14 protein-coding genes are annotated in these 14106 nt (G+C 64.5%); 9 read left to right on the forward strand and 5 right to left on the reverse strand.

Going from position 1 to position 14106, the window contains the following annotated elements; translation table 11 throughout:
- The first annotated feature begins 204 nt into the window (after positions 1-204).
- The gene (locus tag ACPUD7_RS13425; RefSeq protein ID WP_167854398.1) at positions 205-918 is read left to right on the forward strand and encodes a hypothetical protein; all 714 of its coding nucleotides are present in this window, start codon (positions 205-207) and stop codon (positions 916-918) included.
- Positions 919-1014: 96 nt separating this feature from the next.
- Here ACPUD7_RS13425 and ACPUD7_RS13430 read toward each other — a convergent pair whose 3' ends face one another.
- The gene (locus tag ACPUD7_RS13430; protein ID WP_135539016.1) at positions 1015-1806 is read right to left on the reverse strand and encodes a sulfite exporter TauE/SafE family protein; all 792 of its coding nucleotides are present in this window, start codon (positions 1804-1806) and stop codon (positions 1015-1017) included.
- 84 nt (positions 1807-1890) lie between these two features.
- On the opposite strand from ACPUD7_RS13430, the gene ACPUD7_RS13435 reads away from it, so the two are divergent.
- The 5 genes from ACPUD7_RS13435 (at position 1891) to ACPUD7_RS13455 (ending at position 6811) form a co-directional block, all read left to right on the forward strand.
- Positions 1891-2646 carry an AraC family transcriptional regulator gene (locus ACPUD7_RS13435; protein WP_135539018.1) on the forward strand — a complete coding sequence of 252 codons (756 nt, stop codon included), beginning with the start codon at positions 1891-1893 and terminating at the stop codon, positions 2644-2646.
- Between the two features lie 116 nt (positions 2647-2762).
- Positions 2763-4028 (forward strand): MFS transporter, encoded by a 1266-nt coding sequence (locus ACPUD7_RS13440; RefSeq protein WP_135808482.1) that lies wholly within the window; start codon positions 2763-2765, stop codon positions 4026-4028.
- A 115-nt stretch (positions 4029-4143) separates the two neighbouring features.
- Entirely contained in the window at positions 4144-5550 is a 1407-nt protein-coding gene (locus ACPUD7_RS13445; RefSeq protein WP_135539022.1) for an MFS transporter, read from the forward strand.
- Positions 5547-6206, forward strand: a complete 660-nt coding sequence (locus tag ACPUD7_RS13450) for a GntR family transcriptional regulator (protein WP_135539024.1) — start codon at positions 5547-5549, stop codon at positions 6204-6206. The genes ACPUD7_RS13445 and ACPUD7_RS13450 overlap by 4 nt, the downstream gene beginning before the upstream one ends.
- A 299-nt stretch (positions 6207-6505) precedes the next feature.
- Positions 6506-6811: a helix-turn-helix domain-containing protein gene (locus ACPUD7_RS13455; protein ID WP_135539025.1), complete on the forward strand. Its 306-nt coding sequence runs from the start codon at positions 6506-6508 to the stop codon at positions 6809-6811.
- Between the two features lie 42 nt (positions 6812-6853).
- On the opposite strand, the gene ACPUD7_RS13460 is transcribed toward ACPUD7_RS13455, so the two are convergent.
- Positions 6854-7816, reverse strand: coding sequence for a helix-turn-helix transcriptional regulator (locus ACPUD7_RS13460; protein WP_135808656.1), 963 nt, complete (start codon positions 7814-7816; stop codon positions 6854-6856).
- 152 nt (positions 7817-7968) lie between these two features.
- Here ACPUD7_RS13460 and ACPUD7_RS13465 point away from each other — a divergent pair, with 152 nt between their 5' ends.
- On the forward strand, positions 7969-8334 hold the full coding sequence (locus ACPUD7_RS13465; RefSeq protein WP_135539027.1) for a VOC family protein: 366 nt from the start codon (positions 7969-7971) through the stop codon (positions 8332-8334).
- Between the two features lie 54 nt (positions 8335-8388).
- Complete coding sequence (locus ACPUD7_RS13470; protein ID WP_135539029.1) at positions 8389-9399, forward strand: aldo/keto reductase family protein; 1011 nt, start codon at positions 8389-8391, stop codon at positions 9397-9399.
- Positions 9400-9476: 77 nt separating this feature from the next.
- Here ACPUD7_RS13470 and ACPUD7_RS13475 read toward each other — a convergent pair whose 3' ends face one another.
- Positions 9477-9953, reverse strand: a complete 477-nt coding sequence (locus ACPUD7_RS13475; RefSeq protein ID WP_135539031.1) for a hypothetical protein — start codon at positions 9951-9953, stop codon at positions 9477-9479.
- Between the two features lie 590 nt (positions 9954-10543).
- Between ACPUD7_RS13475 and ACPUD7_RS13480 the strand changes: the two genes are divergently transcribed.
- On the forward strand, positions 10544-12094 hold the full coding sequence (locus ACPUD7_RS13480; RefSeq protein ID WP_425120195.1) for an MDR family MFS transporter: 1551 nt from the start codon (positions 10544-10546) through the stop codon (positions 12092-12094).
- 2 nt (positions 12095-12096) lie between these two features.
- Here the strand turns inward: ACPUD7_RS13480 and ACPUD7_RS13485 are convergent, their stop codons facing one another.
- Together ACPUD7_RS13485 and ACPUD7_RS13490 are read right to left on the reverse strand one after the other, a co-directional pair.
- The gene (locus ACPUD7_RS13485) at positions 12097-12708 is read right to left on the reverse strand and encodes a TetR/AcrR family transcriptional regulator (RefSeq protein ID WP_135539035.1); all 612 of its coding nucleotides are present in this window, start codon (positions 12706-12708) and stop codon (positions 12097-12099) included.
- Between the two features lie 112 nt (positions 12709-12820).
- Entirely contained in the window at positions 12821-14050 is a 1230-nt protein-coding gene (locus tag ACPUD7_RS13490) for an MFS transporter (protein WP_425120196.1), read from the reverse strand.
- Positions 14051-14106 lie beyond the last annotated feature (56 nt).

Genomic DNA, 14106 nt, shown 5'->3' on the forward strand with positions numbered 1-14106 from the left:
TGGGCTATGAGATCCCTGCCCGGGCGATGGAGTCGTTCTTCGATCGCACCGAGACGGAATCATCGGCAGCCGACCGGGCTGCTTGAGGAAATAGTGTTCTCCTGTCGAAACAACTTGACACAGTCCACACCGCCCCTGACTCCACCGGCGGGTGGGTGCATGATGGAAGGGGACGGTGAGCAGCCTCGGCGAGGAGGATTGTCGATGCGACACGATGAGGAGCGACCGCGCACCAGCGGATTTCTGGCCGACGGGACGGTGCCGGGGCACTGGACGCAGGTGCTCGGGTCGATGCGGGCGAATCCGTTCACCCATCTTTCCCCTGATGAAGTGCGCACCGAGGCGGCCGGCCAGCTCATCGTCGCGCCCTCCCCCGAGGTGGCCTGGGCGTGCTTCGGGGAGTTGCTCGCCTCAGTCGATCCAGGGGCTCGTCCCGGGCCACGCATCACAATCACCGCTCCCGACGACCTCGTTGCCTCCGACGTCCCCGCGGGGATGTGGGTCTACCTGCCGCACCGACAAGACGGGTGGACGGACCTCGAGGACGCTTCGGCGAAGTTGCGGGCGACCCTGGTCAAGGAGAACTCGACGCGAGAAGCAGGCAGCAAGCTGGTTCTCATGGAATACGGGATCAACCTGTGGATGTGGGCCGAGCCGCCGTCAAGCGGAGGCGACCCCGTCTGCCACGCGGGCGAGCTCATCAGCTGGGAGAGCGCGTGGGCCCTGGGCGCCGGCGGTGCCGCCGATGCCGGCAGCGCCGGTGGCTCGACGTCTGCCTCCGGCGATGACGCGGTTGCCACCTCGGCACACGCTGCCGATTCACTGCATGCAGCCGACTCAGTGCCCGGAGCTTCGGCGCGCCCGCCGATCTACTTCGGCCTGCCACCCATCCTGCGCAAGCGCCGCTGGGAGAGCTGAGCACCTTCTTCGAAACCACTGTCTTGCGCCGAGACAACGGTGCACGCACAGTGGTCTCGGCGCTCAGGCGTTGTCTCGACACTGAGCTGCCACCCCTCACGCCACCGCGACGACGACTCCGGCGGCGATGAGCAGGATGAAGTAGCCCCAGGCGTGGAGGATCTCCGGGATCTTCGGGACGCGCCTGCGCAGGAAGACGATGATCGGCATGCCGCCGATGAGCAGCGCCAATGCCGCGTGGAGGTCGAGGGCTCCGACGATGCCGGGGGCGTCGATAGAAGCCGGGGCGAGGATCGTCACGAGCACGGCCGGGCTCATGATCACCAAGGTCAGTGGGTTGGCCAGGGTCGTGGCCACGGTCATCGTCGCCCCCGACCGGCGCATCATCGGCACGGTCATCACCGATCCGCCGACGCCGAGGAACGACGCCAGTCCGCCGATCGGCACACCCCAGATCGCTGCGATTCCGCGCCCGCCCTCGCCGGTCTCCTCCCTGAAGCGGGCGGCGGGGCGGAAGAAGCCCGGACGCAGCAGCAGGTCGACGGCGGTGACGGCGATGTAGATGACGAATCCCCACTGCAGCAGCACATCCGGGGCGAAGCCTGCGCTGAGCGCCCCGAGCCCTCCACCGAAGGCGAGCAGCCCGAGCAGCCACCACCGTCCCTTGAGGTGGGCGAGCGTTTCCCGCTTCGTCGAGACCGTGGCGACGATGGCGTTGACGAGCATGACCAGCGCCGAGGTGGCCGCCGCAACCCGTGCCGTGTCTGATCCGAGATCGGCATCGACGAGCGTGATGATCGGGACGGTGACGAAGCCGCCGCCGAAGCCGAAGAGCACGGTCGTCAGCCCGACGAGGCAGCCGATGAGAATGAGTCCGATGAATTCCACTCACCTATCTCAGCGCACCGCACCCAAGGCAGGCAATCGATAGTCTGCCGCTGATCTGTGAGAATTCGCCACTACACTCGAGTCGTGCCCAACCTCGCCATCGACGACGTCGACTCCCATCCGTGGGACGTGCTGTCCGTCGGCACGCAGTACCCGCCGGACACGGTCCTGCCCTATCACCGCCACCGGCGTGCGCAGCTGCTCTACGGGTCGACCGGGGTTATGCTCGTCGAGACTCAGGACGGTTCGTGGACGGTCCCGACGCATCAGGCCGTGCTCATCCCCGCCGAGGTGGACCACCTTGTCCGCTTCCTCGACGTCACGACGTGGAGCCTCTACATCGAACCGGCCAGCGTGCCGTGGTGGCCGGAGACGTGCACGGTCATCACGGTCACACCCTTACTGCGTGAGCTTTTGAAAACCGCGGATTCGTTCGAGATCGCCGAGGATATGACCGCCTACCAGCATCATGTGTTCGCGCTCATCCTTCTCGAACTCCAGCGAGCCTCGGCGGTTCCGTTCGAAGTGCCGCTCCCCCGTGAGACCCGTCTGCGGCAGGTCTGCATCGACTACCTCGACGGACCCGAGCTCGGGCTGAGCAATCGCGACTGGGCCGGGCAGCTGCAGATGAGCGAACGCAGCCTCGACCGTGTCTTCCGTGCGCAGACTGGGATGAGTCCGGCGGCATGGCGGACCCGCGCACGCATGCTTGTCGGGCTGCGGCTGCTCCGGTCGGAAACGATCACGCAGGTCTCCGAGCGACTCGGCTATTCTTCACCGGCAGCGTTCTCCACGGCCTTCTCCCGCGAGATCGGCCGCGCCCCGTCCTCGTTCCAGTGAGAACTTCTGCGCCTAGGCAGTCCGCGAGCACATCAGCCGCCGCACCTGCCACGGCCGCCGTCTCAAACTGAGGCCGCCCATCGGCCTGGGACCAGCCGCGGCTAAGGTTGGCAGGGATGTCAGACGCACCCGATTCCCCATCGCCGCGGGGTCGACTTCCCCACCCGCTCGCGGCCCTGATCCTGGCCATGGCTGCGATCCTCCTTGTCGGGCTGAGTCTGCGGATCCCGACCATCTCACTGTCTCCACTCGTGCCCGCCATGATGGACGACACCGGACACGGAGAGACCTTCGTTTCCCTGCTGACCAGCGTGCCTCTGGCCCTGACGCTGCTGGCAGCGCCGATCGCTCCGGTGTTGGCGAATCGCCTCGGGCGCAGCCGCACTGTCAGCCTCTCCCTCCTGGCGATCGTGGCCGGAACGGTCATCCGCTCCATCCCCGGAGAGGCCCCGCTGCTCATCGGAACCGGGATGCTCGGCTTTTCGATCGCGATCGTCACAGTGCTCGCCCCTTCGATCATCTCCGCCGAACGCACCACCCTCCGTTCCCGCCTCACCGGGGTCTATTCGATGTCATTGAGCCTGGGCCCGGCACTGGCCCTGGCACTGACCGTCCCTGTCGGAGAGTTCCTCGATCTCGAATGGCGCGGCACACTGCTCATCTGGATCGTGGTCTCCGCCGGTGCGCTCGTGTTGTGGTGGTTCTACTCGCGCACCTACGCCGAAGGCACCGAAGGCACAACTGATGAATCGGTTGACCCCGCAAACGAACCGCGGGGCAGTAATCCACGTGGCGGGCACGATCCGCGCGGCGGACACGGGGCGAAGGCCGTCCTCGGCGATGTCGATGTGTGGATGCTCGCGCTGTTCCTCGGTGTCACCTCTCTGATGTTCTACACCACCTCGGCGTGGCTGCCTACGGTGTTCGTCGGCGACGGGATGTCGGCTCAGGTCGCCGGAGGGTTCGTCTCCCTCATCAATGTCATCGCCATCCCCTTCGGGCTCATCGCACCTGCTCTCCTCGGCAGAGGAGCCTCTCGCATCCTCGCTCCGTTCGCTCCGCTGCTGGCCGTCGGCGGCGTCGTGCTCCTGCTCATCGCAGGCTCTCAGACCGCTCTGATCGTCACGATCCTCCTCGGTGTGGCCCAAGGTCTGTGCCTCGGGGTCTCCTACGACCAGATCATCGGATACGGCCGATCACCGGCTCACACCGCGTCCGTCTCGGCCGTGACCTCGGCAGTCGGCGTGGCACTGGCAGCACTCGGGCCCTTCGCCTTCGGCCTCGGCCTTGAAGTCGCAGGGTCGGCGGCGGTTCCGCTGCTCGGTCTCGCACTTGTCGCTGCTGCCCAGTCGGTCATCGGACTGCGCACCTCGCGGCTCTGAGCTGTCCCTGAGCCACCGTCTCAAACTCCGCACCCACATCTTGTATCCAAGATGGATCCAAGATAGTTTTGGCGGGTAACTCGACAGCACTACTGCGCAGGGAGGCGAGGCATCGATGACGAGTCGCGCTCGCGAACAGGCCAAACTCATCACCGCCCAGCTGCTCTCCGGAGCCGGCATCGCCTCGGGATATGCCGTCGGCGGTCTGCTCGCCGAGGAGATCACCGGCCAGACCTCGATGGCCGGACTCGCACAGATGAGCGTCATCCTCGGTGCCGGTCTCATCGCCTATCCCCTCGCGGTGCTCGCCGGCAGGTCCGGCCGTCGCAAGGCACTGACCCTGGGCTTCGGCATCGGCACGCTCGGCGCGGTAGTCGTGCTCATCGGTGTCGCCCTCCAGCTCCTCCCGGTGTTCATGCTCGGGATGATGATGTGCGGGTCCTCGACCGCCTCGGGGCTGCAGGCCCGTTACGCCGCCGTCGATCTCGCCGATCCTGCAGCCGCGGGCCGTGCGATGTCCCTGGTCGTGTGGGCGACGACAGTCGGGTCCGTACTCGGCCCGAATTTCACCGATCCCGGCGCCCACCTCGGCGAGGCCCTGGGCATGAACGGTCTGGCCGGGCCCTACATCATCTCGATGGCCGCGTTCGCTCTCGCAACCCTGTTCGCCTCGACCCTGTCGCGGTCGATCGCCGCAGGCACGGAGCAGCCGCCCGCGAACGCCGACCTCGACGCCGATCCGGCCATCGAACACGATGCCTCATCCGACGCAAACGCAGCGGCCACCTCGGCGAACGCTGTCGACGGATCCCCCGCCGAGGTGGTCCCCGCCCGATCCGCTCGATCGGAACAGACGGCACCGCCGGCCCAGTTGAGACTCGGCCAGGCGCTGCGGTTCGCGCTCGCACGCCCGGTGCCGCTGTTCGCGATGATCACGATCATCACCGGGCAGATGATGATGACCAACGTCATGGTCATGACCCCGGTGCACATGGATCACCAGGAGTTCAGCCTCGGCGCGATCGGCATCGTCGTGAGTATCCACATCGCCGGCATGTACGCCCTCTCCCCCATCTTCGGATGGATGGCCGACCGGTGGGGTGCGGGCGTGGTCATCGCCGGCGGCACGGTCATCTTCGCCGCCACGATCGCCCTCGGCGTCATGGACGCCCTCGCCCCGGTGTCGTCGATGGTCCTGCTGAGCACTGCGCTGTCGCTGCTCGGAATCGGGTGGTCGATGTTCCTCATCGGCGGTTCGGCGCTGCTGACCGCCTCGGTGCCGGCCCATGCGAAGGTGCCGCTGCAGGGGGCATCGGACTCGGCGATGAACCTCGGCGGGGCGCTCATGGCGGCCATGGCCGGCACCGTGCTCGAGGCCGGTGGATTCCTCTGGATCAATCTCATGGCGACGTTCGTCCTGCTCATCACCCTCGCCTTCGCGATCCGCGCGGTCCCGCTCATGACCTGGCCCGGCCGCCGAGCATCGACCCGCGCCGAGGCGCCCGCCGAGGTGTCCGAATGAGCACGAAGACGGAGTCGAAGAGCGCGGCCGAGCGCGCCTATTCATTCATTCGCGGGCAGATCCTCGATGGCGACCATCCCCCGGGAACGATGCTCGGCGAGGCAGCACTGGCGGCCGAGATCGAAGTCAGTCGCACCCCGGTGCGCGTGGCTCTGGCCAGACTGCAGGACGAGGGATGGATCCACATCTACCCCAAGCGTGGGGCAATCGTGCAAGGCGTCGACGAACGGACGATCGTCGAACTCGCCGATGCTCGCTATGTGCTTGAGACGACCGCAGTCGAGCGCGCTTCTGAACCTCTGAGACAGAGTCTGACCGACACACTCACTGAGCTCATCAGCCAGCAGCGGGCAGCCTTCGCCGAAGCGGACATCGCCCGGTTCATCGAGCTCACCCTGGAGTTCCACCGTGGCTTCGTCGAGGCCGGTGACAATCAGGTGATGCTCGAAATGTATTCGATGCTCTCCGATCGGCACAGGTTCATTCTGTTCATGAACGGCAGGCACCTCCTCAATCGCTGCGATGAGATCATCGCCGAACACGAAGCGCTGGTGAATCATCTCCGGGCAGGCGCTTCCGAGGAATTCGCGGCCACACTGCAGGGGCATATCGAGGAGAACGCCGGCCCGCAATCGGCCGGGTTCGGAGTACGCTGAGAGCCTTCTGCCGGTGACGGCACAATTCGAAACGAGCTGCGCCGGTTTGACCACGCCTGTGGCACCGACGCTGTCCAAGCCGAACGTTCAATAGACGGCCGACCAACTTCGCGGCTCCAGTAAGGCACCACCTCGGCGTTCATCCGTCCCACGCCATCAATCGTAGAACCTATAGTTTCTGCACTTTGTATATGTGGGAGGTGAATGTCCAACTGGACTCCGGTTGGCTCTCGTAACTGCCTCGATACACAGGAGCTGCTTGACCAACACCTGATGAGATTGAGAGGAAAGTGAAAACTATGGTTGAAACACTGAGCGATTTCCTCGACCACAATGCAATCAACCGTGAGAACGTTGACAACCACAGGCAGAGGATGCTCGCGGAAGTCCGCGCCTACCGTCTGAAGGAACTCCGATCAACCGCCGGACTCACTCAGCACGAGCTCGCGGACAGAATCGGCGTTTCACAACGTCAAGTCTCCAAGATTGAACACGGAGACCTAGAGAACACCAAGATCGGCACGGTTCGACGATACCTGGAGGCAGTTGGAGGAAATCTGACGCTCGACGTCGTCTTCGGAGAAACTCGAATCCAAATCGCCTGATCCGTTCTACTGGTTTTCACCGCTTGTCACACCGGCGATACCTCAGTGTCGTGCCGCCATGTCTCCGGCCAGCTTCTTGACCAGCTCCCGTGCCGAAGGAGGATCGATGACTTCGATGTGATCGGTGAACTGCATGAGCTGTCTGACCCCGTCGAGCTGGTCATAGGCGACAGTGATACGCATTTTCAGATCATTGGTCGGTAACGGTTCGACTGACCGCAGTCGACTGCCGAGGATCCTGTGAGCCAAGTCCTCTCTGTCAGCATCGAGATACGCAGTCACGATGACGTCATTCCTGCTCTCGAGCCGATCGACCAGATCACCCGCGACGTCCTGCAACGTCGCTTCCGGCCTGGTCCTCCGGTCGGCGTCAAGTTCAGTCCACCCCCTCAACCGAGACATGGCGAACATGCGTGGACGGCTATCGACATCGCCAACGAGGTACCACCGCCCACCGCGCAGGTAGAGCCCATACGGGTCGACCTCATAGATTCGCGATTCGGCTCTCCCGCTTGATCGGTACTCGACGCGAAGCCGTCGAGTCGACCGGAGAGTCTCGACGAGGTCAGCGAAGTCGACTGCTGCTTCGTCGGCGAACCAGCCCGAACTGTCGATCTCGACGACCTCGCTGAGAGGAACCCAATGCTGATCAGCCCGCCCCAATGGCTTCGAGCGACGTGTGTCCAGCCGCTGAAAGGCGCGAAGCATCCCTTCTTCGAGACCGAGTTGACGTGCGCTCCTGCTATCCAGACCGACCAGCGCCAATGCTTCAGCTTCCGTCTCCGAAAGCCGATTGACATCGATCTGAGTCCCCACTTGCAGGGAGATTCCGCCGTAGCGGCCAGGCTCGGCAGCGACTGGCACATCGGCCTCGATCAATGCTTCTATGTCACGCAGAATCGTTCGCGCCGAGACACCGAACTGTTCGGCGAGGCGGGCCGCCGTCGTCTGCCCCGCGGACTGGAGCGCCACGATGATCGACAACAATCGCTGCGGACGTTTCACTGCAGACTCCCTCCGACCACTTTCTTCCGAACCGCATCGCCAAACACGACATGGACTGTCACCTATTGCTGTCAGTGTAGAACCACGGCCCCGCAAAGAGTGGTTGCCGAGTACAAGAAGCCCCAAGACTGAGCAAAGAAAAGGAGTTGCCCGTGCCCACACCCAACCTGTTCCTCACTTACGTCACCGACACCGCCTCCGCAACGGATTTCTACAGCCGCCTCTTCGAGATGGAGCCCGCCATGATCACACCCCGGTACGTCTCGTTCGAAATCGCACCTGGCGTTCTGTTCTCCCTCTGGAGCGGCGCCAGCGATGCGGTGACGGCAACACCGGTACGCACCTCAGAAGTCGGGCTCATGGTGCCCGGATCCGCCGAGGCAGTCGATGCCGTCTTCGCCGACTGGTCCGCAAAGGGCGTCGATGTCGTCTCAGAACCTCACGACGCGGTCTTCGGCCGAACTTTTGTCGTCGCCGATCCGGATGGGAATTACATCCGCGTCTCACCGGTGGACTGAACCTCGGGCCCAGTGTGCACCTCACCCCTTGACCTGCGGACGTAGGCTGGGGACATGGAGCACAGATATCTGGGAAACAGCGGCCTTAAGATCTCCGAAATCACCTACGGAAACTGGCTCACGCACGGTTCACAGGTCGAGAACGACACGGCGACGAAATGCGTCCATGCCGCACTCGACGTCGGCATCTCGACCTTCGACACCGCCGATGTCTACGCAAACACCGTGGCCGAACAGGTCCTCGGCGATGCCCTGAAAGGTCAGCGACGCGAATCGCTCGAGATCTTCACAAAAGTCTACTTCCCCACCGGCCCGAAGGGTCACAACGACACCGGCCTGTCCCGCAAGCACATAATGGAGTCCATCAACGGGTCGCTGTCTCGACTCGGCACCGACTACGTCGACCTCTATCAGGCGCACCGGTATGACTACGAGACCCCACTGGAAGAGACGATGCAGGCCTTCGCCGACATCGTCCGCGCCGGCAAGGCCCTTTACATCGGGGTCAGCGAGTGGAATGCCGATCAGCTGCGGGCGGCCCATCATATGGCCCGCGAGCTAGGAATCCAGCTGATCTCGAATCAGCCGCAGTACAACATGCTGTGGCGAGTCATCGAGTCGCGAGTGGTGCCGACGTCGAAGGAGCTCGGCATCTCTCAGATCGTCTGGTCCCCGATCGCCCAGGGTGTGCTGACCGGGAAGTACAAAGTCGGGCAGCCGCTGCCCGAAGGCTCCCGCGCCACCGACGAGGAAGGCGGCGGCGCTGACATAATCAAGAGCCGCTACCTCAACGACACCACCTTGTCTGCGGTCGCGAAGCTCGAACCCATCGCCGCTGATCTCGGACTGACGATGGCGCAGCTCGCCGTCGCCTGGGTGCTGGCCAACGACAACGTCGCCACCGCCCTGGTCGGCGCCTCTCGCCCCGAGCAGATCGCCTCGAATGCCGAAGCAGCCGGTGTCACACTCGACGCCGAAGTGCTCACCCGCATCGACGAAGTCCTCGGCGACCTGCCCGAGACGGCCCCGTCGAAGACCCGGTCACCCGAGACCCGCCTGGTCTGAGCTTTCCGCAACGAGCTGACGGTCCGGCGCTGGGCTGAGAGCAAAGCGTCGGACCACGTGCTGCGCGGCCCTGCTCTTCAGCTCGGCAGGAGGGTGCCGTAGTGGGCGGTATCGACGGGGCGCAGGATGATCGGGCCACAGGCCGCCGTGAGCAGTCCCGAAATCACCGGAAGAGCGAAGGCCAAGGGTTCGATTTCTGTGTTGGACACCGTGTACACCATCGGAATATTGCCGTGGAAGAACAGCGCCAAGACCCCTAATGCGACCACCGCCGAGGCGGCACCAAGTCCGAAGAGAAACAACAGCGACGATGCACGGCTGGAGAGGCGACGGACGAACAGACGCAGAATCGCATAAGCCGGGGCGCTTGTCACGAGACCCAACGCGGCTCCGGCAACAGCAAAGAACGGGGCCCACGCGAGATTTCCCGCCAGGTCACCTAGTCCGCTGGATACGCCCATCAGGACGAGACTCCAGATGGCCGCACTGACAGCCCCGATACCGGTGACAACGAGCACAAATCGTCCCAGAGTGCTCCACTTCCCGAGACTCATCTGCCTGACCGCTCCTCATTGACAACGTAACCTGACCTCAACCGTACTGCCTTTCGGCCAAGATCTGGGAGAGCTTCCAGGCGAAGCTCCCCTTCTGGTCCCGGATCACGGGCAATAGTGACTCAGTCGTGCCGTCTGCTGGACCCACCGCGCTTCCCCTGGCAGGTCTCTTCCGCCACTCCCTGACCGGCAGTTTGGTCGTGAGGGGAATTCTCTGGTCGATCCACGGCGCTGTCGACGCCTGAGACCGCGGTGGATCGACCAGAGAATGCCGGTCAGGTGCCGCTGCGAAGACACTTCCGTCGTGCGATGGCGCATAACCCGTTTTTCGATGGCGCCTTCGCCGAGGCGGCCCGCCCTTCGACGGCGCACTCGCCGAGGCGACCCCACCCCCTGAGGCACCCCCGCCGAGGTGCCACCCTCCGTCGTGCGATGGCGCACAACCCGATTTTCGATGGCGCCTTCGCCGAGGCGGTCGGCCTCCTTTCGAACCGAACGACAGATGAACTCGATGAATCTCACACTGCCCCGGGGCCGCCTCGGCGAGGGTGGTGCGCTAAACTGCATGAAGCGGTTATATAACCAAGGAATTGACTTCCGGGCGCGATGAGGGGCCGATTCAGCGCACCGCCTCAGGCGGGCTGGCGCTGAAGGACGAGAAGAGACGCAGACGACGAACAGGTGAGGGGATGCCATTGGCGGACGGAGACAGCAACCAGAAGGACCCGGCAGAAGGCACCCCGATCAACCGGAACCTCGTGCTTGCGGTTCTCGTCTCCGGTGCGTTCGTCATCATCCTCAATCAGACGCTGCTCAACACCGCTCTGCCGGCGTTCATGAACTACTTCCACATCACCTCCGGCGCCGCCCAGTGGGTGACGACGAGCTTCATGCTCGTCAACGGCATCATGATCCCGGTGACCGCGTTCCTCATCGAGAAGTTCACGACGAGGGGCCTGTTCTTCACCGCCATGGGCCTCTTCATCATCGGCACCCTCGTGTGTGCGATCGCTCCGGTCTATCCGGTGATGCTCATCGGCCGTGTCATCCAGGCCTCGGCCGGCGGCATCATCATGCCGCTGATGCAGACGATCCTCTTCGCCATCTTCCCTGTCGAAAAGCGCGGCACGGCCATGGGCACCTTCGGTCTCGTCATCGCCTTCGCCCCCGCGATCGGGCCGAGCCTCTCCGGCTGGATCGTCGACCACCTGCCGTGGCAGGTCCTGTTCTACATGATGCTGCCGATCGCGATCATCGACCTCATCATCGCCTATTTCCTGCTCAAGAACGTCACCGAGCGGACCTTCCCACGCCTCGACGTGCTCTCGATCATCCTCTCCACCCTCGGGTTCGGCGGACTGCTCTTCGGCTTCGGCACCGCCGGTGATGCGGGGTGGATCAGCGCCGAGGTGCTCATCCCGCTGGCCATCGGCGCGGTGACTCTGACGCTGTTCATCCTGCGCCAGTCCAAGCTCGAGCAGCCGATCCTCGAGTTCCGCATTCTCCGCTACCGGATGTTCACCCTCAATACGCTGCTGGGCATGTGCGTGTTCATCGTCATGGTCGGCGGCATGATGGTGCTGCCGCTGTACATGCAGAACATGAACACCTTCTCGGCCATGGAGTCGGGCCTAGCCCTGTTGCCGGGAGCTGCCGTGATGGGGTTGATGTCGCCGGTGACCGGCCGTATCTTCGATGCGATCGGCGCGAAGTGGCTGGCCGTCGCCGGTTTCACTCTGCTCACGGGCACGACGTTCATGTTCGCCCGCCTCGAACCGGACACGTCGTTCGTCTACCTCGCCGTCGTCAACACCGTTCGGATGTTCGGTGTGGCCATGGTGATGATGCCGGTGACCACGGCAGCACTCAATCAGCTGCCCTCACACCTCATCCCGCACGGCACCGCGCTGAACAACACCATGCGTCAGATCGCGGCGTCCGTCGGCACCGCGGCCCTGGTGACGATCATGGTCTCGGCGGCCCGGAACCCGGAGGCCTACGGCGCGGCCGGACTGGTCCACGGCGCGAATGTCGCCTTCTTCGTCGCCGCCTGCGTCGGCGTCCTGGGCATTCTCGGATCGTTCTTCATCAGGAACTCCCACGGGCTCGAACCGGGGCAGAAGAAGACGACGAAGAAATAGCCTCAGACCGTCCCTCCACCATCTGCCACGAGGTGCGCGGCCACGGCGCGGGCCTGCTTGAGCGCATCCTCCGGCTCCACTGCGCCACTGAGGACAAGCGTGGCGTAGCCGTGGACGAGAGACCACGCGGCCACCCCGAAATCAGCGTCCGGACCCGACCGGGTCTCGGCCACGCTGACCGAGAGTGCGGCTCCGGCTCGCTGACGCGCAGCAGCGAGATCCGCATCATCTTCGCGCAGCAGTCGAGGCTGGAACATCACGGTGAAGTGGGACGGGCAGGCCAGCGCAAACTCCACATAGGCGACACCGCGGGCGACGAGCCCGTGTTCGTCGCCGCCGGCATCTGCCGCGCCGTCGCGGCGATCACCGACGGAGTGGGCCCCGCCTCCGTCTCCGAACCCGCTCATCGCCTCCGCGAGCAGGTCGAACCCTTCGGCCGCGAGCGCCGTGAGCAGCCCGGCCTTGTCGCCGAAGTGATAGGTCGGCGCGGCATTCGAGACACCCGCCCGCTTCGCCAGAGCCCGCATGCTGAGTTTGGCGACGCCGTCCTCGGCGATCGCCGAGGCGGTCTGTGCCAGCAGCGTCCGCCTCAGATCCCCATGATGATAAGTCACACTTCGATCGTACCCGAGCAAACTTTCCATTGAAAAGATCTTTTTCGGCGCTGTGCTCCGTCACCGGCCGCGAGGTCGGGCGAACCCGACGCCGGCAGAAGCGGAGGACGCGTCACCATCCTGAGTGCCGTTCCTGCACGGTCCGCGCAATCCATGAAAGAGCCCCGGCGAGCAGCAGGGCCAGAGCACACAACAGGAACGTCGACGACGATCCGAGATAGGTGAAGCCGACCCCGCCGACCACTCCGGCGATGGCGAGACCGATGTCGAAGTTCATGTTCCACGCGACGCTGGCACGACTCGGTGTACTCACCGAGGAGAAGGCCATGACGAGGCTCGCCGACTGCATGGTGCCCAATCCCAGACCGATGATGAGCATCGCGATGAACAGTGTCCCGCCATAGAGGATCACGGCGCAGACCAGACCGATCGCGGCCAAGACGAGGCCGAGGATGTTGAGCGCGAAGGGCGGGAAGCTGTCGGCCACGTTGCCGGCGACGAAGCGTCCGATCACCGCCGAGACCTGCATGCCCGCGATGAATACGGCCGCTGCAGACACCTCGTCGCCCGGGCCGAAGCCGACGATGATGCCGAAGACGATCATCCCGACAAGGAACGGCGAGAGCATGAGGACGAGGCCGAGTGCACCGCCGGCCCGGCGTCCGGCCCAGCGCAGGTTCCGCTTCTCGTTGCGCCCGGATCGGACCTCGACGGCGCCACCGCCATTGTCCGCGGCGTCGGCTTCGCCCCGCCCCCGCCGAGGGGCCCGCCCGGGAACGAACTTCAGCACCGTCGGGACGGCCAGGAGCAGACAGACGCAGACGATGATGCGGAACACCGAGATCGGGATCGTCTCCACCAGCCACAGTCCCAGCGGAGCACCGACGGCGGCGGCCAGGGAGGTGATTCCACCGAAGAAGCCGAGCGCCTTGCCGATCCGTCCCGGCGTCGTCGTGGCCGGCACCGCAGCATTGGCGAGGACGACGAAGAGACCGAACCCGATGCCTCCGCAGAGACCGGCGAGGACCAGCGCCGGCAGTGCCGGGCTGACGAACAGCCCGAGGAGCTGGCCGAGGAACTGCAGGACGATTGCGAACAGCAGCGAACCCTTGAAGCCGAACACGCGACCGGCCCACGGTGCGAAGGGCTGGACGGCGATGACGCCGATCATCATCGTCGTGAGCACGGAACCGCCGGTGACCGTCGACAGACCGCTGGCTGCTGCGATCGTCACCGTCGTCGAATAGGTGAAGAAGAAGGCCGAGAAGCCGAACATCGCCGTCCACACCAAGCCCAGCAATGCCGGCGTGTAGGTCCGCTGGTGATGATGTTCAGGGCTCATAGTCCGAGGTTACGACATCTGAGCCTCCCCTGCTGTGCGCACAGACATGTCGACCG

It is taken from the genome of Brevibacterium sp. FAM 24630, assembly GCF_049804075.1.
Taxonomy (GTDB): domain Bacteria; phylum Actinomycetota; class Actinomycetes; order Actinomycetales; family Brevibacteriaceae; genus Brevibacterium.